This window comes from Paenarthrobacter sp. NPDC089307, assembly GCF_040685055.1.
Taxonomy (GTDB): domain Bacteria; phylum Actinomycetota; class Actinomycetes; order Actinomycetales; family Micrococcaceae; genus Arthrobacter.
The window spans coordinates 108,330-128,785 of record NZ_JBFBHE010000007.1 but is presented as its reverse complement, the minus strand read 5'-3'; the positions used below and the strand labels follow the sequence as shown (position 1 = coordinate 128,785).

The window sequence follows — 20,456 nt, the reverse complement described above, 5'->3', positions numbered from 1 at the left end:
AGGCGGGTGGCGGAAATTGCACGCCACCCGCCTTCCCTTCGAATCAGTCTCTAAGGAAACAGCATGTCGTCTCTGACTCAACGGGCCGGGCGCCCCGCACAAGCACCGCCCAAATCCAGCCGATTCGGCTGGCGGACTCTTCTTGCCGCCAAGGGTGCGGCCTTCACCTTGCCTTTCGCCGCAGGTTTCGTTGTTCTGTTCATCCTGCCCCTCGGATATGCAGTGTTCCAAAGCCTCTTTAGCGTCAAGTCCTCTGGACTGGGACTTTCAGGTAATACGACCGTTTTTGTGGGGTTGGACAACTTCATTACCGCCGCCACCGATCCCAGGTTTTGGGAGTCCATGGGGCGGGTTGCTGTGTTCGCGTGCGTTCAGGTTCCCATCAAGCTCGCTTTGTCCCTCATGCTCGCGCTCGGCCTGGACTATCTCAAAGGAAGGGTGGTGGCCGGTCTCCGCATCGGCCTTTTGATCCCCTATATGATTCCCGGCGTGGTGGGCACCCTGGTGTGGATCTACCTCTACTCCCCCGAAATCGGGCCCCTGACGGAATTCGGCAAATTCTTCTCCCTCAACTGGAACTTCCTCTCTGATGCCATGATGTGGCCATCGATCGGCAACCTCCTCACCTGGGACAGCATTGGGTTCAACATGCTGATTATCTATGCCTCCTTGCAGGCCATCAGTCCTGAACTCTTCGAAGCTGCCCGGCTCGATGGCGCGGGCGAGGCGCGAATCGCCTTATCAATCAAAGTTCCTTTTGTCCGGAGCGCATTGGTGCTGACCGGAATGTTGTCCATCATCGGACTTCTTCAGATCTTCGCTGAACCATTGCTGTTCAGGTCCTTCGTCCCGGAGGTGGTCACCAAGGACTACACCCCTACGCTGATGATTTTCAACCAGGCCTTTGATTCCAACAACTACAACTACGCCGCCGCATTGTCGATGATCTTCGCCGTCGTCATTGCCGGGGTGTCCTTCCTTTACTACAAATTCACCAACAAGCCGGAAGCCTGACGTCATGAGCACCACAAATCCAATTCCCACAAATGTGGTTCCGGAAGACAAAGCGGGTCTGCCACCCGCTGTGATCCGCAGCCCCGAAATTCCCGCAACGAATCGCGAAGGGTTTGCGTCAGGAATTCGCCGCCACGGCGCCGGCCCGGCGCGAGCTGCAGGCGTCAAGCAAAACAGGACTTCCCAACTGCTGGTCCTGGTCGGCCTGGGCCTGGCTGTCATCTATTCCGCTGGCCCTATTTGGTGGCTGATCGTTGCATCCACCAAAGGTCAATCCGATCTCTACGGTGCCAAGGGTCTTGAATCGTTGTGGTTTGCGAACTTCAACCTTTGGGAAAATCTGCAGCAAATATTTGTGTACGACGACGGCTACTACTTCCGCTGGATGCTCAACTCGGTGCTGTATGCAGGTGTTGGTTCTTTTGTTGCGATGCTGATTTCGCTCGCCGCAGGATACGGCCTGGCCCGGTACGAATTCCGCGGCAAGAAGGTGGTATTCGGAGCGGTGGTTGCATCCTTCCTGCTGCCCTCGGCGCTGCTCACCATTCCGCTGTATCTTCAGTTTTCATCGTGGGGGCTGGTCGGGACCCCATGGGCCGTCCTCATACCCTCATTCATCAGCCCCTTCAGTGTTTATCTAGCCAAGGTCTACATCGAGGGAGCCATCCCGGCAGAACTCCTGGAAGCGGCACGAATCGATGGTGCAGGCGAATTCAGGATCTTCGTCCAGGTTGTTATGAGACTGATGACAACCGGCGCGGCCACCATCTTTCTGCTTGCCTTCGTCGGCAACTGGAACAGCTTCTTCCTGCCTTTGACAATGCTGGGCAGCTCAGGCAAGGAGAACTGGCCGCTCGCCCTGGGTCTGTACAACTGGGCAGGAAAGCGGACACTGGCGGGAGAAACAGTGGACGGCACCAGCATGCTCATTCTCGGATCACTGCTCGCCATCGTTCCTTTGGCAATCTTCATGATCGCGATGCAGCGGTTCTGGAAGTCAGGCGTGACCCTTGGCGCGGTGAAGTAAATGACACGGATAGATAAACCGCGCACCATGGCTGTAATGTCACCGCCCGGCCTCTTTGATCAACTTTTTTCCCTGGAGGCCCAAGCCAAATGGCACGCAACGGCTCACCATACGGGGATCGTTTTTGAAGACTTCGAGTCCCCAGCCGCGCGTCGGATCCTGGCAGAAACAGAGGTACTCATCACCGGATGGGGGTGCCCGCCGCTAGCCCCGGAGACGCTTGGCATGGCGCCTAACCTGAAGGCAGTAATCCACGCTGGCGGGGTCATCTCGGACAAGATGCCTCCACTTCCCCGCGGCCGGGAGATCAAGGCCTCCAACGCCGGCGAGGTCAATGGCATGCCCGTAGCGGAGTACACCGTGGCCATGATTCTCCTCGCCAACAAGCAGGCTTTCAGCGCCGCAAGACTCTATCGGGAACAGAGGAGGTTCATCGACCGTGAAACTGAGTTTCCCACTGCGGGGAACTACCGAAAGGTCATCGGACTAATTGGCGCATCGCGCATCGGACGAATGACGGCCAAGTTATTGCAGCCTTTCGAGTTCGAAGTATGGCTCTATGATCCGTACATCGCTCCGGAGGAGGCGGATGAACTGGGAGTAAGGTTGGTCTCCCTCGAGGAGCTCATGGCCGCCAGCGACGTGGTGTCCATTCATGTTCCTGTGACACCGGAAACCCAGGGGATGATCGGAGCTGCCGAATTGGCGGCAATGCGGCCCGGCACCACGCTGATTAACACTGCCCGAGGAGAGATCCTGGACCAGGGCGCTCTTGAGGCAGAACTGGTCTCAGGGCGGATCCACGCGATTCTCGACGTTGCCGTACCGGATGTCCTTCCACCCCAACACATACTCTACGAACTGCCAAACGTTGTCCTGACTCCACACATTGCGGGGTCCATGGGCACTGAACTGCAGAGGATGGGCGACCATGTGGTGGCCGAACTGGAACGGTACGCCGCAGGCTTGCCGTTCACCCACCCCGAGCACCTGGCAACAGACCCGGTCGACGGGCACCTGGAGTCGATTGCATGACCGTCCTCGCTAACCCGGTTCTCCCTGGGTTTTCGCCCGATCCCTCCATCATCAGAGTGGGTGACTGGTACTACCTGGCAAATAGTTCCTTCGAATGGTTGCCATCTGTCCCTATCCACCGGTCAAGGGACTTGCGGACGTGGGAGTTTGCGGGTTCCTTCCACGGACACGAGGACGCCCTCGGGCTTCCGGGAATCCAGGACTCTGGTGGCGTGTGGGCTCCCTCCCTGAGCTGGGCCGACGGGACGTTCTGGTTGGTCTTCACGGTGGTTACAGGGTTCGGTGGCCCCCATAAGGACATGGACACATATGTCACCAGGTCCCCGCAGGTTTCAGGGCCCTGGACGCCGCCGGTCAGGGTCACAACAACAGGTTTCGACCCTTCGATTTTCCATCACGAAGACCGGCACTGGCTGCTCAATATGGAGTGGGACTACAGACCGAACGGACGTGGGAGGTTCGCCGGCATCAACCTTCAGGAACTGGATTCGGAGGGCACATCCACCATCTCCGCGCCCCGGACCATCCACCGGCGCAAGGAACTCATTGAGGGTCCCAACATCTACTTCATTGACGGCTTCTTCTATCTGATGCTGGCCGAAGGCGGGACCGGGAGCAACCACGGAATTGCCATGATGCGTTCCCGGCACTTGTTCGGGCCATACGAAGAAGATCCGCACGGGCCCGTCCTGACTTCGCGCGACAGGCCCACGCACGCACTGCAGAAGGCGGGCCACGGCGAGATTGTGGCGGACCAGGACGGAAGCCTGTTCCTGGCCCATCTCGCAAGCCGCTGGCTGGAGAGAGGCGGACGCCAATATTCCATCCTCGGCCGGGAGACCTGCGTGCAGCGCCTGACAAGAACAGAGGACCACTGGTTGCGTCTTGAGAACGGTGGCTGGCATCCTGCCACACACGTAGTGGGTCCAGCCCTGTCAGATGCTGAGGGCCCTGATGGCGAACGGGCAGCACCGGCCAAATCGTCGGAGAGTGTCGATGCAGCATCGTTCTCAAGCACAGGCCGGAATGTGTCGACTGTTGAGTGGCCCTGGAACACGCTCCGCCGGCCAGCGGACCCGGAATGGGCGAGCCTGGCAAAGCGCCCAGGCTGGCTGCGGCTGCGCGGTGGTGCCAGTACCGACAGCCTCCGTGACCAGTCGTTAGTGGCCCGCCGGCTCACCTCCACATCGCTGGACGTCAGTGTGCTCATGGAAGCGAACCCACGGAACTACAGCCAAAGCGCGGGTTTGATCTTTTACTACAACACGGCCAGCTACTTTTACCTCCGAACTACGGTCGCCGAAGTCGACGGCCGGTTCGCAACGGGCGATCCGGAGTTCGAGACTGTTCTGGAGGTCTACGAAAAGGATCCAGGCAGCGGCCTTCAGTCACATGGCCGTGTAGTTGTACGGCCCGACACGCCCCTTCGGCTCATGGCTTCTCTTCGAGATGAGTCGCTTCAGTTCAGTTGGAGGCACCCGGGCGGCCCCGAGACGCACATCGGCCCCGTTTTGAACAGCCTCAATCTCTCAGACGACCACGGGGATACGTTACGCTTCACGGGCGCCTTCGTGGGGGTCACAGCCCAGGACCTAAGGGACCGCAAATTCACAGCAGATTTTCGTGATTTCACCTATCGCCTACAAGGCCCCACCACTACCCAGTAATTTCACACCTCGTTTGTAACCCCTACTGAGGCCCCGGGGCGTCGGGAGGGGTTTACGCTGAAACCGATTGCGGAAGGCTACTATTGAGCTGTCAGCACCCCTTTGGATGGGGTCGCGGACGGGCGATGCCCGCGACGTGAACCGAATTGCAGCTGAGGACACCATGAGGACACCACCGACTTCGCGCCAACCCGTTATCGCCGATGTGGCCCGGTTGGCTGGAGTCTCCGTTCCCACGGTCTCGAGGGTGCTCACCGGTAACATTCCCGTAAGCGAGGAGAAACGCCAGCGCGTTGAGGCGGCCATCGAAGAGTTGAACTATCGCCCCAGTTCCCTGGCAAGGGCGCTCAAAAGCGGCCAGCGGAACATGATCGCCATCTTCGCCGCCAGCACATCCACTTATGGCTACGCCAACACTGTTGGCGGCATCGAGGAGATCGCCCAGGCCGAAGGCTTCTCCGTAGTGGTCTCCGTGGTGAAATCCGCGGCGCCTTCAGACGTCAAGGCGGCCATGGAGGTAGCCCTGCAGCAACAGCTCGCAGGGATTATCGTTTTGGATTTCGATCCCTCGGCTGCCGAGGTGCTGAAGCAGCTGCCGGAGAACATTCCCGTAGTCGCGGCGTCAGGTTTCTCTTCCGGCCAACCGGGGTTTCCCTATGCCTACTTGGACGAGTACGCAGCTGGCCGGGAAGCCACGGAACATCTCCTGGGCCTTGGACATCCCATGGTCCATCACCTGGGCCTGTATCCCCTTACCCAGTTCTCCGGTCGATATCAGGGTTGGTTCGATGCCCAGGTGGAGGCTGGAATCACGCCGCCGCCGGTCCTGGAAGCGTCAAGGGAGCTACGGTCCGGGTACGAGCAGGGCCTCAAGATCGCCACGTCGCCGGATATCACCGCGGTCTTCTGTTCCAACGACGGCCTGGCCATCGCTGCATTGCGGGCTCTCTCCGAAAAAGGCATCCGGGTGCCCCAGGATGTGTCAATCATCGGCTGGGACAACCAACCGTTCAGCGAGTTCACTTGGCCTGCCCTGACGTCCGTGGCTCCGGACTTCAACGATCTGGGCGCACGGGCGTTCCGCCTGTTGCATCGCCTCCTGAAGGGGGCAGATCGAGTTGATGACTCAACAAAGTCTCCCCGCCTCCGGCAACGGGAATCGACGGCTCCGTACGCACCCCGGGCGTAGTCTGAGGCCGGCACGTCAGGAGGCCGCAGCCGCGGAGCGCCTGAGCCGGGCCACGAGCGTCGCGGCGAGCAACGCCGTCGTGATTTCCAAGCCGATCACCAGCAACAGTTGCGTGGCACCGGAAGTATCAACAGCGTTCGACGCCGGCCTGCCGCCGTGCGCGTGCACGACGCCACCCGCTCCGAGCAGCAGGACTGCATGCAGGGCAACCATGGCAAGGGCGGAGCCGGTTACCTGTTTGAGTGCTCCGACGCGGCTGTGGCGCCAAATGTGAACGGTGCACGGAATGCACACGGCCGCGAGGGCGATCATGAGGATTCCCAGCCAGGGTTCATGGTGTCCTGAGGCTGCGAGCCAGAGGTGGACAGCGCACGAGAATGCGGTGAGGGCCGCGCAGATCCGAGGATGGAGGACGGGTCCGGTGGAGCGGACCCGTCCTGCAGTCATAGCCATGGCTAGTGGCAGTGCCCGTGCGCGTCATCGGCCGCTTCACCGGAGGCGGCGGACCCACTGTGGCAGCTCGAACCGGAGGTGTTCGCTGGCACATCCAGTACGGGGCTGCGGTCGAAGAAGCCCTCGGGACGGAGCTTGAAGCCAACGGTGTCCACAGGCATGATCGGCCAGTCCTCAACGCGCGGGAAGTGGGTCAGGCCGAAGGTGTGCCACACGACGATGTCCTGTCCGTCGATCTCGCGGTCCTGGGCCACGTACGCAGGCAGGCCGGCGCCGCCGGAGTGTTGGTTCACGAAGTCGCCTGTGGGGTAACGCTCCTCATCGGCGTAGCGGGTGACCCACAAGTCCTTGGTGGCGAAAGCGGCACGCTTGGCAATGGAGGAACCGGGGTCGGCCAGCAGCGTGGGCTGGTTCTCCGCGTGGAGCTTGTAGCCAACCGACTCGCCCAGGCGGTTCTTGGATTCCGGGTTGGAGATGATCCACGTGCGCCCCACCTTTGCGTCTGCTTCCCGGACTCCTTCGGATTCCTTGGCGAGGACAGTGCGCTTGCGGGAGAACGCGTTGCCGCGCTCGTTGCCCGGTCCCATGGCTTGGCGGACCACGTCCTCTTCCTCGACGCGGTTGGTGAACCCGTCGATCGCCATGTCCAGGCGGGCGCTGAACAGATGCTGGTGGAAGGGCGCTCCCAAGCCCGGGGCGAGCTGGGAGATGTTGTCCGATCCGCCCTCCGGGAAAGCACTCGTGAAAACAACGCCGGTGGCCTTGGCTTCGAATTCGATGGTGCCGTCCAGGTAGAGGTACCAGTAGAAGCCGTAGTCGTAGTTGCCGATGGTGGTGAAGAAGGAGATCACCAGGCGGCGGTTCCGGCGGGTGTAATTGATGCCTGTCCAGAGGTCGGAGTGCTTGGACAGGACGCTCCAATCTTCCTCATGCATACAGATGCCATTGCGGATTTCGCGGGGGTTGCCGAACGCGTCACTGATGACAGGACTCAGGTAGGTGATGTCACCCAGGCAGTCACAGCCGAGCTCAAGGGAGTTGGCGTATTGGCCCACCAGGTATTCGCCGGTGTCGAAGTAGTTCTGCCAGGACCGGATGGGTGAAGGATCACCATAGGGAACCACCATTTCGGCAATGGAGGCCCGGTTGATGATCGGCCGCCTCTTGTCCCCGTCCTGGAAGGCAAGGTTGTGGAGGACCACTCCTTCGCGGACATCAAAGCCGATGTCCACGCTCCACTTTTCCCACTCGACGTGATTGCCGCCCGTGACAGTGAAGCTCGGACCTTCGGGCTGGGTGATGCTGATGGGCTTTTGGGTTTCCCGCAGCGGGCCCGTCAGTTCAGGGTCCGTGTAGTTACCGTGCTCGGCGGGGATAGGCATGACGTCAAGATCAATCACCTGCGTGACTTCCTTGTTCACGACGTCGACGTACGCCACCAGCCCATCCACCGGGTGGGCCCATGCGCTGTCCTCGGGGAAGTCCTGCACGAAAGCCAGGCCGCGGAGGATGCGGCGGCCCCGTTCTTCGTCGTATTCAAAGACACCGGCGGACAAAGGAGCGACACGGACCTTTTCCACGTCCAGGTTCCGGGCGGCGAGCGCGGCGAGCCAACGCTCGTCCGTTGCGAGGAGCGTCTCCACAACTTCAAACTCTTCTTCAAGGACCGGCAGCTCGCCGGAGACTTTGGTATCAAGTTCCACAGCGGAGAGGATCTCGCCCCGGGTCACCGAAACGAGGACGTCCGCGGGTGTTCCGCCGGAGATGTCGTGGATGAACACGCGGAAGCGGCGGTCTGCTTTTGCCTGCCCGCGGGCTGGATCCACCAACCCCAGGTAGGCGATTCGCTTTTCGGAACCCAGGTGTCCGGCGGCCTGCAGGATTGCCTGGACCTCGGAGATCTCGGCGCCCGTGGCCAGGCGGTACTGGGTTTCCTCGGTGGCGACTGTCTCAGTTGCTGTGGGCGTCATGGCTGCCTCTTGTCCGGGACCTATGATGGGTCGGGATTTATTTTCTATAGGTGTAGAGAATAACCAAAACGTAAGATGGGTCACAAGACCTTTCCGCCATTATTTTTCCAGGAGCCCACCAAGTGCCAAAGATTGTGGACCACGATCAACGACGCCTCGAACTGGTCGACGCAACGTGGCGGATCATTGCAAGGCTCGGCATGGAAGGCGCCACCATGCGCGAAATAGCCGAGGAAGCAGGCTTCGCCAATGGCGCACTCAAGCCCTACTTTCCCACCAAAGACCTGCTGCTCACATCCGCTTTCGGTCACGTCTTCAACCGCACCAACCAGCGCATCGCGGCCATGACCGAGGGGCTCGCCGGTGTGGCGGCCCTCAGGGCTTTCTGCGCCGAAGTCCTTCCGCTGGACGAGGAACGCATCAACGAGGCCCGCATCGTCATTCCGTTCTGGCAGAAAGCCCTCAACGACCCCGATATGGCCGCACTCCACAGCGAGTCCATGAACCAGTGGCACACCACCATCGCCGCCCACGCAGCGGCAGCCCGGACGGCAGGCGAGATCGACACCCCCATTGGGGACGCCGCCGTCGCCGATCACTTGCTGAACATGATGCTGGGCGCCCAGATCGTGGCGGCGTTATCGCCGGACGAACATTTCTCGCAGGACCTCGCAGGACAGCTGGACAACTACCTGGCGTTGCTGGCCGCCTAGCTGGTGGCGCCCGAGGCCACCACGCCGACGCCAAGTCCGGCGATCACGCCGCTGCTGACACGCTCGACGGCGGTGCTCACCTTGGGGCGCTTGAGCCACCGCATCGCTTTGAAAGCTACTACCGCGATCATCGACAGGTACGCGAAGGCAATAACGGCTACCACGACGCCCAGGATCAGGGAGGTGCCCATGGTGTCGCCACCGTGCGGGATAAATTGCGGGACCACGGCCAGGTAGAACAGGCCAACCTTGGGGTTGAGCAGGGTGGACAGGGCTCCAGCACCCAAAGCCGCGAGGCGGCTGTACGGGAGTGGCTCTTCAGCCGCTCCACTGGCACCTGCCTTGGCGGCCCTCCTGGACTTGATGAAGGACGAAACACCCAAATACAGCAAGTACAGGCCGCCGGCGATCTTGAGCCAGCGGAACAGTTCCGCGGACTGCTCCAGGATTGCCGCCAAGCCAACGCCCACAAGTGCTGCCCACGCGATCGCGCCAAGGGCTGAGCCGGCGGCCGCTGCTATCCCCGCGCTCGGCCTGTTCAAGGCGATACGCAGGACAAGGAACGTATCCGGACCTGGGGTCACGGACAGCACAAGGCAGAGGCCGGCAAACGCTGCGAGGGAAGCAAGAGTCACAAGGTCGATTATCAGGCACGGCTGCCTGGGAGAAAGCGTTCGCTTCCCGTCAAGGGCCGTTCGTGCATCGACAAGGCCCTTCGTAGTGGTGCGGACCACACTGGAAACATCGCCGCGCGGCTCACTGGCCGCGAAGACTTACTACCCGAGCGGAGTACCAATGGAGACTTACGACGCCCTGCTGGCCTCGATCACCCCGGCCACCGGCCAAAACAGCCGCACCATTTTCGACCCGGCCACGGGCGAGGCCGTCGGCGAAGCCCCCGTCCACACCGTCGAGGACCTCCAGCGTGCCGTTGACGCAGCCGTCACCGCGCAACCCGCGTGGGCTGCCTTGGGCCACGACGCGAGGTCTGCCGCGCTCATGAAAGCAGCCGACGCCGTCGAGCGTTCCGCTGAAGAACTCGCCCAACTGCTCTCCCGCGAGCAAGGCAAGCCGCTGAACGGCCCGAACGCCCGTTTCGAAGTCGGCGCCTGCGCCGCGTGGCTGCGCGCCACCGCCGCCACGCCGCTGGAGCCGGAAACCGTGGTGGACGACGGCGAAACGCGCGCCGAGCTGCACTACCGGCCCATCGGCGTCGTGGGCGCCATTGGTCCATGGAACTGGCCGATGATGATTACGGTCTGGCAGATCGCGCCGGCCCTGCGCATGGGCAACGCCGTGGTGGTCAAGCCCTCCGAATACACGCCGCTCTCAGTGCTGGCGCTGGCCTCGATCATTAACGAGGAACTCCCCGATGGCCTGCTCTCCGTGGTCTCCGGCGGGCGCGACGTCGGTGAGGCCCTGGCCGGCCACGACGCGATCGGCAAGGTCATGTTCACCGGTTCCACCGCCACGGGCAAGGCGATCATCCGGTCCTCGGCCGATACCGTCAAGCGGCTCACCTTGGAACTCGGCGGCAACGACGCCGGCATCGTCCTGCCGGATTCGGATCCGAAGGCCATCGCCGAGGGCCTGTTCTGGGGCGCGTTCATCAACACCGGCCAGACCTGCGCTGCACTGAAGCGCCTGTATGTCCACGAATCCCAGTACGACGCCGTCTGCACCGAGCTTGCCGCTGTTGCTGCGGCAATGCCGATGGGCAACGGCCTCGATGAGGCAAATGTCCTGGGCCCGTTGCAGAACCGGCAGCAGTACGACATCGTGGCCCGGCTGGTGGAAGCTGCCCGCGATTCCGGTGCGCGGATCCTGATCGGCGGCAACCCCGACGCTGACCAGCCCGGCAACTTCTACCCCACCACGCTGGTGGCGGACATCGACAACGACAACCCGCTGGTCGCCGAGGAACAGTTCGGCCCCGCACTTCCGATCATCAAATACAGCACCGTCGACGAGGCCGTCGCCAAGGCGAACGCGCTCGACGTCGGCCTGGGCGCCTCAGTCTGGTCCTCTGACCTGGGTGCCGCCCGCGAGGTCGCCTCCCGGATCCAGGCCGGTACGGTCTGGATCAACAAGCACGGGGCCGTTGATCCCCGAGTACCGTTTGGCGGTGCGAAGCAGTCGGGCTACGGCCTTGAGTTCGGGGTCGAAGGCCTCAAGGCATTGGGCGTCCCGCAGATCATCAACGGCTAACCGCGCCAGCGTGGGTGGGCCGCGATGCACCCGTCGATGGGAACTCGACGAACGCAGCGGCTTGCCCGCGCTGGGTGCGCAGCGCCTGTGGATTTAGTCCAGTGCACCACGAAGGGTAGACGCGGAAGCCGCGCTTGCCTGCTTTGGATGATGAGCTGACGTAGCCGAGCCAGACGAGCTGTTCCGGGGTAAAGCGGAACATGCCAAACCTTTCCTCACCCTCCACCCGATCCTCTACAAAAACGAGGAGCCCTGCCAACGACTCCCCGGCTGTAAAGGGGCGGGTCGCGCCGTGTTCGTCCCGTTTCCAGACGGCGACAAAGGCGCCGGGTTTGGTGGGTGTGATGCGGGCTGTGCGGATTCGCCACCACTGGCCAGAGACAAGGGCTATCCCCGATTCGTAGTCGCTGTTCTGATCTTCCGGCTGGACAACGGGCTGGGTGTCGTCGGCAGGCGGCTGGTGGCTGACGAAGCGGTGAAAGGCGTGGAAGTTCACCTTCGAACCCTACCGTTCCACCCTGCCGCTTGCCTTTGTCTTCGGTGGAGTCAGATGCCCTGGTAGTCCCCGGAGCCCTGCTCAGGCACGATCCATTCACCGGTCTCAGTCCGTTTCCCGCGCATGATGCCGAACATCATGTCGGTCATTCCGGTAGGGTCGCCGCCGCATCGTATGAAGTCCTCCCGCCGGCGTCGCCCATCGCGAAGGTTGCTCCTGACGAACAAGACGCAACCGAGGCTGCCGCCTATGACGGCCGCCACAAGGTAGAGGATTTTCGCTTCCGGGTGGAATGGGAGCAGCGAGCAGGACGCGGCGATAGCGCCGGCTCCGATGGACAGGACGAACCCGGTGACTATTCCCCCACGCAGGGATGCGTTGCTGGGCCGGTCGATGTGGACAAATTTCTTGGGGTCAACGGGTGGCGGACCCTTACGGGCCCGGCGGCCGCTTCGCTCAGACATGGCTATTTCTTTCTCGGATGGATCGTGCCCGGCAGCCCGGCTGTTGAAGAGCCTACTGCCCTGCCCCCACTCGGCGGTTATGGAAGCACCCTTGGGCTCCCGCCGGGTGTCTCGGAACGGTAGGAGAAGCCACGCTCCCTCCCGAGTCCGAAGTAATGCCTGAAGTTGTAGATCAACGGTTCCCATTTTGTTGGATCAATGTGCTGCGAATTTGGCAGGACCAGGGATTCGCGCGCGTGGATCTTCTCCGCCTCGCATTCGACGATCACGAATCCTCCCCCTGCGGACGATGAGAACCCGGCAACCTTTGCCTCGAGCTGGATGCCGCATTCTTGTACTCGGGGCGGCCTAACAGCAACCGAGCGCTGCTGGTTCAGTCGCGCGGCCGCGAACTTGTCCGGTCGGTAGACGGTTCGGGCAGGCTTCGTCTCCGGAACGGGATTCGCTCCAGTCAAGGAAGCGAGCCGCTCAACCGCCGCCCACAGGTGGGGTTCCGGGTAGTTGATGGTCAGCTCGGGGCGCGAGCGAAGATTGGCAAGGGTGTGCCCGTCCTCCCCCAGTCCGAGGACTACGGTGTGCCCCAGCGCCCAGGCGGATGAAACGGGTGCGAGGTTGAAGGAGCCATCTGCATTTTCTGTGCTGACCAGGACTACGGGAGTCCCGAAGTAGAGGATCTTGGGTTTCACTTCAATATGTGCTGATTCCTGATGTGACATGGTTCAGAAGCCTATGTGCCGGTCAGTTCGGGCTGGACCGAACCGTCGCTGGCCAATAATGGAGCCATGGCTTCCGACGTTCTTCCAGACGGCAATGGATTGGCTGCCCTCGCCGCTCTCTTTGCCGACAAGACCCGCGCAACCTTCTGCCTGGCACTGTTGGACCGGCGGGCATGGACCGCTACCGAGTTGGCCAGCTACGCCCAAGTGCCCAAGTCGTCAGCCACCGAGCACCTCAACAAACTCATCCGCGCCGGGGTACTCACCGAGCTCCGCCAGGGCAGGCATAGGTACGTCCGGATCGAGGACACGCAGATGGCGGAACTGATCGAGGCAATGGCTGGCCACGCTGAGCCGCTGCCCGGCAACCGTCGTTCCTACAAAGCAGTCACCCAGGATCTAGCACTGAGCCGCGCCCGAACCTGCTATGACCATCTCGCCGGGGAGTTGGGGGTCAATCTCATGAAAGCGCTGGTCAACAAGAAGGTCATCAACCTCGACTCCGGAGTGCAACTGACGCCCGTGGGTGCACGGCTTCTGGAGGAAGCGGGGATTTCGATAAGTAACAAAACCACCAGGCCGCTCATACGGACGTGCCTGGACTGGACAGGACGCCAATACCATCTGGCCGGCAACGTGGGCGGAGCAATCTGCGATCATGCCCTCGCCAGCGAATGGGTACTCCACATTCCCCACACCCGGGCGCTCAAAGTTACTGCCCTGGGCCGTGCAGAACTGAAAAAGCACTTCGACCTTGAGCTGGCCTGGTGAGCACGGCCGGCAGCACAGTCACAACGTGGACGCTTTTGCGCTGCCATATACCTGGCGTGAAACCATGAGCAGCATGGCCCAGAAGATTGCGTACCAAGGCGAGCCCGGAGCCAATTCGGACCTCGCGTGCAAGGAAATGTTCCCCGAACTCGAAAGCGTGCCCTGCGCCAGCTTTGAGGATGCGTTTGAACTCGTCTCCAACGGCGACGTGGATCTGGCCATGATCCCCATCGAGAACTCCATCGCCGGACGCGTGGCAGACATCCACGTCCTGCTCCCGCAGTCCAAGCTCCAGATCGTCGGGGAGTACTTCCTTCCCATCCACTTCGACCTGATGGGAATTCCCGGGAGCACCATTGAGGAGGCTACGGAAGTGCACAGCCACATCCACGCCCTCGGCCAGTGCCGCCGCATCATCCGCGAAGCCGGATTGAAGCCCGTCATTGCCGGCGATACCGCTGGTTCGGCGCGGGAGGTGCGGGACTGGAACGACCCCCGCAAGCTGTCCCTCGCTCCCCCTCTTGCCGCCTCCTTGTACGGACTCGAAGTCCTGGCCTCCGGAGTCGAGGACAATCCCACCAACACCACGCGGTTCGTCGTGCTGGCACGCGAACGTGACCTTCCCACCAAGGAAGAACTTCCCGGTCCGGCGATCACCAGTTTCGTGTTCCGTGTCCGCAACGTTCCTTCTGCGCTCTACAAGGCCCTTGGTGGTTTCGCGACCAACGGTTTGAACATGACGCGACTGGAGAGCTACATGGTGGGCGACGAATTCGCGGCAACCATGTTCCTGTCCGACGTCGAGGGCCACCCCGAGGACGCCCGGCTGCGCCGTGCGCTGGAGGAATTGGAGTTCTTCACGACGGAGGTACGTGTCCTGGGCGTTTATGCGGCGGACGCCTACAGGGAACGGAACGTTGTCAGCGCCTGACGCCATACATTCAGCGGCGCACGGACGACTGAAAGGCCCGTTGGTTCGCGCGAACTAGAAGTGCGTTGGCTCCTCCACAAGTGCCGTTGCAATACTGTCGGCGTCTTCCAGTGCCGCCAGGTAGCGCTCTGCATCCAGCGCCGCGGAACACCCCGTTCCTGCGGCCGTGATGGCTTGGCGATAGCGGTGGTCCACAGCGTCGCCGCACGCGAACACACCGGAAAGGTTGGTGCACGTCGTGGGTGAGTCCACCTTGATGTAGCCCTCGGCGTCCAGGTCCACCTGTCCCACCAGCAGCTCCGTGCGGGGAAGGTGACCGATGGCTACAAAGATGCCAGTTGCTGCTTGCTCGCGGGTTTCGCCGGTTCGTGTGTCCGTGAGCGTCACACCGGTCACTTTGGAGCCTCCGTGAATGGCCGTGACAGCTGAGTTCCAGGCAAACGTGATTTTGGGGTTGTCCTTGGCTCGCTGGGCCATGATGCGGGATGCCCTGAGTTCGCCCTTCCGAACCACTACAGTCACGGACTTTCCGAAGCGTGTCAGGAACGTGGCTTCCTCCATGGCAGAGTCGCCACCGCCCACCACGATGATGCCCTGCTCACGGAAAAAGAAGCCGTCGCAGGTGGCACACCAGGACACGCCGTGTCCACTGAGCTTCTTCTCCTCAGGCAACCCGAGTTCCTTGTACGCGGATCCGGTCGCGAGGATGACCGCAGTCGCCTCATGGGTGTCGCCCGAACCAGTGACCACAGTCTTAAGGTGACCCGCAAGCGAAACTTCAGTGGCGTCGTCGAACACTATCCGGGCGCCGAACTTTTCGGCCTGTTCCTGAAGACCGTCCATGAGCTCGGGGCCCTGGATGCCGGCCGGGAAGCCTGGAAAGTTCTCCACTTCTGTGGTGTTCATGAGGGCACCACCGGCGGTGACGGAACCGGCCAGCACCAAGGGATTCAATCCTGCCCGGGCGGCGTAGATGGCAGCCGTGTAGCCCGCCGGGCCGGACCCGATGATGATCAATTGTTCGTTGCTCACGGTCGCTCCTGATGTCGGATTGCTTGTGGGCTGAGTATGGTTCCGAACGTTCGTGATTTTCAAGAGAGGGCCTGCCGCGGCGCTCGACGCCCGGCCGGCGGTTGCGACTAGTCTGGTCCCCGGGGGTAATACTGAACTTGAAGAAATCGAACCAACGGTCCTCGCTGATTCTTTCCTGGGTGATGACTGCGGCCATTGTGGCGCTGTTCATCTGGATGGCCCGCAGCGTGCTGATCCAGGCTGTGCCATTCTTTGTCCTGGCGGCGGCATACGCCTTCCTGTTGTTCCGTGTGGTCACCATTTCCACGCGCGCTTCAATGGCGATGAACTTCGGACTGATCCTGATCTTCTTCTCGCTGCTGTCAGTCCAGGACGATCTGGGAATTCCGGCGGCTGCTTCCTGGCTGCTGGGTTTCATCGCCGGAGGAATGGCCAGCGGGTGGTCCGGGCAAGGCCCGGGACACCAGGCCCTGCGCAAACGCGAGCGCAAGGCCAAGGACGGTGGAGGATTCACGGGAGGCCTCCGGCTCGCATTGATAAACGCCGGCAGCATCGCGGTCCTGCTGGGTTGCAGTGTGGCCCACTTCGCGTTTCAATCCCCGACGGCGCCAGTCGCCGCCGTTTTTGCGGGCGCCTTGATCTGTGGTTGGGCTCTGTACCGGTTCCCGCCCTCGGCACTGACCAGGAATCTCCTGCAACTGGTCATCCCGGTGGAGTTCCTGCTGCTGATGATCCTTGCAGCAAATACCGGCCAGGTGGCTCTTCCTTTTGTGTGGACCTACGGGGTTCTGGCCGGCATTCTCCTTGGCGGGCGGTACTGGAGCGGCCCCCGGCTCGGTGAGCCCCGCCCACCCTTCAGTGGACAGGGCACACGACGCCGCAAGCGGAAAACCGTACGGCGGTCCCACCAAAAACAGAAGAGCAGGGGCAAGACCGCCGTACGTTGATTGAAGGAACGTTTCTTGTCTTAGCGGCCCGCGGACGCCTGTTCGTCTTCGCGCTCCTCGCGCTTCTCACGGGAACCAAGCGAAGGGTCCGAAGACCTACGTCCCAGCTTGCTGGGCCACCAGATCTTGCTCCCGATGTCGTAGGCCAGTGCAGGAACCAGGAGCGAGCGGACCAACACGGTGTCCAGGAGCACGCCGAATGCCACGATGAACGCCAGTTGCACCAGGAACATGATGGGGATGACGCCGAGCGCTGCGAACGTGGCGGCCAGGACCACACCGGCAGAGGTGATGACACCGCCGGTAACGGAAAGTCCCCTCAGGATCCCGGGCCTTGTCCCATGCTTGAGCGATTCTTCACGGACCCGGCTCATCAGGAAGATGTTGTAGTCCACGCCCAGGGCAACCAGGAACACGAAGCCGAACAGCGGCACAGTAGCGTCAGCGCCGGAGAATTTGAAGACTCCGTTGAATACCCACGCCGAAACACCCATCGCTGCTCCGTAGGACAGGACCACGGAAAGCACCAGCAGCACCGGCGCAACCACCGAGCGCAGCAGGAGCATCAGGATGAACAGGATAACCACCAGGACAATCGGAATGATGACCACCAGGTCACGTTGGGCTGTGGTGTTGGTGTCCAGGGCCGTAGCCGTCACGCCACCCACCAACGCTTGGGAGTCAACCTCGCGTACCGCACTGCGCAGGGCTTTCACGGCATTCTCTGCCTCGATCGAATCAGCCGCCGAGTTCAGCGTGGCGTTTATGAGCATCTTGCCATCGCGGACCGCGGGCTCGGAAGGAGTTCCCGGTGCCCCCGTGATGGGCACGTTTCCGTCGGCCAGCAGGTAGGCGTCGCCCACGCCGTCGGCTGCTTTGACCTTGTCCAGGACCTGCTGCGCTGAACTTGCGGAAGCGACCACGACGGCGGGGCTGCCGCTGCCGGCGTCGAAATGCCTCGCCAGCGCGTCCTGGCCGTCAACGGCGTCGGACTTGGCCAGGATGACGTCCGTCTGGGGGACGCCGTTGGCCTTCAATTGCAGGACGCCCGTGGCGGCAACCAGGAGCAACAGCACCGAGGCAACCCAGACCACGCGCGGACGGCGCGAAACCAGCCGGCCAGTGGCACGCCACAATCCCTTTTGCCCCTCAAGCCCGGTAACAATCTCAGGTTCGCGTTCGTCGTCGGGCAGCAGCTTGGGCCGGAAAGGCCAGAAGGCGGCGCGGCCCAGCAATGCCATGAGCGCGGGCAGGAGCGTGAGCGCAGCGAACAGCGAACACAGGATGCCCGCGGCGGCAACCGGACCCAGGGCCTTGTTGGAATTCAGGTCCGAGAAGAGGAGACAGAGCAGGGCGATGATGACCGTGGCTCCCGAGGCCAGGATCGGCTCGAAGGATGCCTTCCACGCAGTAAGGACGGCCTGCGTCCGGTTGTTGGTGTGGGTCAGTGCCTCGCGGAAGCGGGCCACGAACAGCAGCGCGTAGTCGGTTGCCGCGCCAATAACCAGGATGGACAGGATGCCTTGGCTTTGGCCGTTGAGCTGGATCCAGCCGAGCTTGGCCATGCCGAAGACCAGCAGGATTGCCGCGCAGAGGGCGAACACCGAGGTGAAGAGCACCGCCAGGGGAAGCACCACCGAGCGGTACACCAGAAGCAGAATCACGAATACAGCACCCAAAGCGACCAGCAGCAGGATGCCGTCGATGCCACCGAAAGCGTTGACCAGGTCGGCGGTCAGACCCGCAGGGCCTGTGACGAACGCTTTCATCCCGTCCGGGGCGCCCGGTTGAACGACGTCGCGCAGTTCCTTTACGACGTCGCGTATTTCGTCGGACTCAGCGATCGGGACGATGAACTGGACGGCTTTGCCGTCTTCCGACGGAACAGGCCCGACGACGGCGCTCCCCAGCTTGAGTGCCTCGATGTCGCCTTTCAGCTTGGCTGCTTCGCCCAACTGCGCAGGGGTGAACGCTGCGTCATTCTCGACGATGACCAGGGCGGGAATCTCTTCGGAGTCGCGGAACTTGGCCTGCCAGTCCCCGGCTTCCGTGGCTTCCGCTCCTGCGGGCAGGAAGGATGCCTGGTCATTGGAGGAGACTTCGTCCAGGCGCCCGAACGTGGGGCCGCCGGCCCCGGCGATGCCCAGCCAGGTAATGACCAGCACCACGGGCACCAGCCAGCGCAGCCAGAACGGTACTCTCTGCGGTTTCATGAGTCCTTCTTCGTGGGGAAGTGGGTGAGGGGTTTATTCCATCATAGATTATCTCTATGATGGAACTAATCCAATACCCTATCTTCATACTCCCGGATGCACTGATGGGACGGCCCTGGGAGTAATATCCGGAGGGCAGCAGAGACGTAAGGAGGGCAGATGTCGGATACGAGGGACGAGCACCCCGGCGGCCCCGCCGCAGCCCCTGGGCTCGCACCGGAAGGTGCCGTCCCGCCGTCGGGCGCCACCCAGGACCTGGTCCGGCTTCTTCAGGACTTCACCCTGGAGGCAAACCATTACGTGGACGCAGCCGGCGGACGGAACGACATGCACCGCACCGACCTCAACGCGCTGGCGGTGATCATGCGCCACTCAGCAGCCGGCCGCGTGGTGACCCCGGGCGTACTTCGCAGCGAACTGCGGCTCAGCTCCCCCGCCACCACAGCGCTGGTCGACCGCTTGCACGCCTCCGGGCACGTGGTGCGCGAGCGGCTCGGAACAGACCGCCGGCAGGTCCAGCTCCAGATGACCCCCAAGGCATACCGCGATGGCAGTGCCATGTTCATGCCGCTCGCCATGCGCATGGGCAAAGCAATGGCCGCGTACAGCCCGGAGGAACTCGAACTCGTCGGCCGCTTCATGGCCGACATGGTGGAGGCAACCATCGAAGCCCGCCACCAGGCCTCGCAGAAAAGCGACTAACGGCCTTCCGCCAGGATCTCCCTTCCAAGTTGTAGCGTTTCCCTATGAACGCGCAGCAGCCTGAAGATGTCTACACCCACGGGCACCACGAGTCGGTTGTCCGGGCCCACGCCTCACGGACGGTCGATAATTCGGCCGCGTTTGTAAAGCCGCACCTCACCACCGGGACCTCGGTGCTCGACGTCGGGTGCGGACCCGGCAGCATAACCTGCGATTTCGCGGGGCTGGTTGCGCCCGGGCAAGTGATCGGTTTGGACCGGTCTGCGGACATCGTGGCCCAGGCAACCGAGCTGGCCAGGGAACGCGGCGTGGACAACGTGGCGTTCCAGACCGGCAACATCTACGACCTCGACTTTGAGGACGAATCCTTCGACCTCGTCCACGCCCATCAGGTCCTGCAACACCTCACCGACCCGGTTGCCGCACTGCGGGAGATGCGTCGAGTGGCCAAACCGGGCGCCATCGTGGCCGTGCGCGACGCCGATTTCCATGGCATGAGCTGGTACCCCGAAGTCCCGGAACTGGACGACTGGATGGAGCTGTACCAGAAGATCGCCCGCCGCAACGGAGCAGAACCCGACGCCGGCCGGCGCCTGGTTTCATGGGCACAGCAGGCAGGTTTCACCCAGGTGGCCCCCACCAGCAGCAACTGGCTCTACGCCACGGCCCAGCAGCGTGCCTGGCAATCGCGGGTCTGGAGCGAGCGTGTGCTGCACTCCGCGTTCGCCGAGCAGGCCCTGGAGTACGGCTTCGCCAACGAGGCCGACCTCGCCCGGATCGCCGCTGGATGGCACCGCTGGGGAGCTACTGAGGACGGGTATTTCCTCATCCCCAACGGTGAAGTGATTGCCCGGGCCTGAAGTTTTTCGAAAAAGATTTTCGAAGCATGTAGAAAAGCCCACCGCAGT

Annotated in this window: 20 protein-coding genes; 12 read left to right on the top strand and 8 right to left on the bottom strand. The window is 62.3% G+C overall.

All coding sequences use genetic code 11. The annotated features are described in order from the left end of the window. Nucleotides 1-63 precede the first annotated feature (63 nt). The 5 genes from AB0N72_RS17655 (at nt 64) to AB0N72_RS17635 (ending at nt 5,932) form a co-directional block, all read left to right on the top strand. A complete protein-coding gene (locus AB0N72_RS17655; protein ID WP_363933514.1) occupies nt 64-1,014 on the top strand; it encodes a sugar ABC transporter permease in 951 nt (316 codons plus the stop codon). Between the two features lie 4 nt (nt 1,015-1,018). After that, nucleotides 1,019-2,041 (top strand): carbohydrate ABC transporter permease, encoded by a 1,023-nt coding sequence (locus tag AB0N72_RS17650; protein WP_363933512.1) that lies wholly within the window; start codon nt 1,019-1,021, stop codon nt 2,039-2,041. Nucleotides 2,042-2,068: 27 nt separating this feature from the next. Beyond that, a complete protein-coding gene (locus tag AB0N72_RS17645; protein ID WP_363933510.1) occupies nt 2,069-3,076 on the top strand; it encodes a hydroxyacid dehydrogenase in 1,008 nt (335 codons plus the stop codon). Beyond that, nucleotides 3,073-4,743, top strand: coding sequence for a family 43 glycosylhydrolase (locus tag AB0N72_RS17640; RefSeq protein ID WP_363933508.1), 1,671 nt, complete (start codon nt 3,073-3,075; stop codon nt 4,741-4,743). The genes AB0N72_RS17645 and AB0N72_RS17640 overlap by 4 nt, the downstream gene beginning before the upstream one ends. A 163-nt stretch (nt 4,744-4,906) precedes the next feature. After that, nucleotides 4,907-5,932, top strand: coding sequence for a LacI family DNA-binding transcriptional regulator (locus AB0N72_RS17635; protein ID WP_364081360.1), 1,026 nt, complete (start codon nt 4,907-4,909; stop codon nt 5,930-5,932). Between the two features lie 15 nt (nt 5,933-5,947). On the opposite strand, the gene AB0N72_RS17630 is transcribed toward AB0N72_RS17635, so the two are convergent. Together AB0N72_RS17630 and AB0N72_RS17625 are read right to left on the bottom strand one after the other, a co-directional pair. Then, entirely contained in the window at nt 5,948-6,385 is a 438-nt protein-coding gene (locus AB0N72_RS17630; RefSeq protein WP_363933504.1) for a hypothetical protein, read from the bottom strand. A 2-nt stretch (nt 6,386-6,387) separates the two neighbouring features. Further along, on the bottom strand, nt 6,388-8,355 hold the full coding sequence (locus tag AB0N72_RS17625) for a primary-amine oxidase (RefSeq protein ID WP_363933502.1): 1,968 nt from the start codon (nt 8,353-8,355) through the stop codon (nt 6,388-6,390). A 122-nt stretch (nt 8,356-8,477) separates the two neighbouring features. Here AB0N72_RS17625 and AB0N72_RS17620 point away from each other — a divergent pair, with 122 nt between their 5' ends. Continuing rightward, entirely contained in the window at nt 8,478-9,068 is a 591-nt protein-coding gene (locus AB0N72_RS17620; protein WP_363933500.1) for a TetR/AcrR family transcriptional regulator, read from the top strand. Here the strand turns inward: AB0N72_RS17620 and AB0N72_RS17615 are convergent. Beyond that, nucleotides 9,065-9,703, bottom strand: coding sequence for a LysE family translocator (locus tag AB0N72_RS17615; RefSeq protein WP_363933498.1), 639 nt, complete (start codon nt 9,701-9,703; stop codon nt 9,065-9,067). The genes AB0N72_RS17620 and AB0N72_RS17615 overlap by 4 nt on opposite strands. 160 nt (nt 9,704-9,863) lie before the next feature. Here AB0N72_RS17615 and AB0N72_RS17610 point away from each other — a divergent pair, with 160 nt between their 5' ends. After that, nucleotides 9,864-11,276 (top strand): aldehyde dehydrogenase family protein, encoded by a 1,413-nt coding sequence (locus AB0N72_RS17610; protein ID WP_363933496.1) that lies wholly within the window; start codon nt 9,864-9,866, stop codon nt 11,274-11,276. Here the strand turns inward: AB0N72_RS17610 and AB0N72_RS17605 are convergent. The 3 genes from AB0N72_RS17605 to AB0N72_RS17595 all read right to left on the bottom strand — a co-directional run bounded on the left by AB0N72_RS17605 (nt 11,266) and on the right by AB0N72_RS17595 (nt 12,952). After that, nucleotides 11,266-11,772, bottom strand: coding sequence for a MepB family protein (locus tag AB0N72_RS17605; RefSeq protein WP_363933494.1), 507 nt, complete (start codon nt 11,770-11,772; stop codon nt 11,266-11,268). The two genes, AB0N72_RS17610 and AB0N72_RS17605, sit on opposite strands and share 11 nt — an antisense overlap. A 50-nt stretch (nt 11,773-11,822) precedes the next feature. After that, nucleotides 11,823-12,236: a hypothetical protein gene (locus tag AB0N72_RS17600; RefSeq protein WP_363933492.1), complete on the bottom strand. Its 414-nt coding sequence runs from the start codon at nt 12,234-12,236 to the stop codon at nt 11,823-11,825. Between the two features lie 77 nt (nt 12,237-12,313). Then, entirely contained in the window at nt 12,314-12,952 is a 639-nt protein-coding gene (locus AB0N72_RS17595; RefSeq protein ID WP_363933490.1) for a flavin reductase family protein, read from the bottom strand. A gap of 66 nt (nt 12,953-13,018) precedes the next feature. Between AB0N72_RS17595 and AB0N72_RS17590 the strand changes: the two genes are divergently transcribed. Further along, complete coding sequence (locus AB0N72_RS17590) at nt 13,019-13,723, top strand: helix-turn-helix domain-containing protein (protein WP_363933488.1); 705 nt, start codon at nt 13,019-13,021, stop codon at nt 13,721-13,723. Between the two features lie 73 nt (nt 13,724-13,796). Continuing rightward, nucleotides 13,797-14,654 carry a prephenate dehydratase gene (locus AB0N72_RS17585; RefSeq protein ID WP_363933486.1) on the top strand — a complete coding sequence of 286 codons (858 nt, stop codon included), beginning with the start codon at nt 13,797-13,799 and terminating at the stop codon, nt 14,652-14,654. Between the two features lie 54 nt (nt 14,655-14,708). Here the strand turns inward: AB0N72_RS17585 and trxB are convergent, their stop codons facing one another. After that, complete coding sequence (gene trxB, locus AB0N72_RS17580; protein WP_363933484.1) at nt 14,709-15,686, bottom strand: thioredoxin-disulfide reductase; 978 nt, start codon at nt 15,684-15,686, stop codon at nt 14,709-14,711. 137 nt (nt 15,687-15,823) lie between these two features. Between trxB and AB0N72_RS17575 the strand changes: the two genes are divergently transcribed. Next, nucleotides 15,824-16,633 carry a hypothetical protein gene (locus AB0N72_RS17575; RefSeq protein ID WP_363933482.1) on the top strand — a complete coding sequence of 270 codons (810 nt, stop codon included), beginning with the start codon at nt 15,824-15,826 and terminating at the stop codon, nt 16,631-16,633. Nucleotides 16,634-16,653: 20 nt separating this feature from the next. On the opposite strand, the gene AB0N72_RS17570 is transcribed toward AB0N72_RS17575, so the two are convergent. Continuing rightward, on the bottom strand, nt 16,654-18,846 hold the full coding sequence (locus AB0N72_RS17570) for an efflux RND transporter permease subunit (RefSeq protein WP_363933480.1): 2,193 nt from the start codon (nt 18,844-18,846) through the stop codon (nt 16,654-16,656). A 159-nt stretch (nt 18,847-19,005) separates the two neighbouring features. Here AB0N72_RS17570 and AB0N72_RS17565 point away from each other — a divergent pair, with 159 nt between their 5' ends. Both AB0N72_RS17565 and AB0N72_RS17560 read left to right on the top strand, forming a co-directional pair. Beyond that, nucleotides 19,006-19,548 carry a helix-turn-helix domain-containing protein gene (locus tag AB0N72_RS17565; RefSeq protein ID WP_363933478.1) on the top strand — a complete coding sequence of 181 codons (543 nt, stop codon included), beginning with the start codon at nt 19,006-19,008 and terminating at the stop codon, nt 19,546-19,548. Between the two features lie 44 nt (nt 19,549-19,592). Continuing rightward, a complete protein-coding gene (locus tag AB0N72_RS17560; protein ID WP_363933476.1) occupies nt 19,593-20,408 on the top strand; it encodes a class I SAM-dependent methyltransferase in 816 nt (271 codons plus the stop codon). Nucleotides 20,409-20,456: the final 48 nt, after the last annotated feature.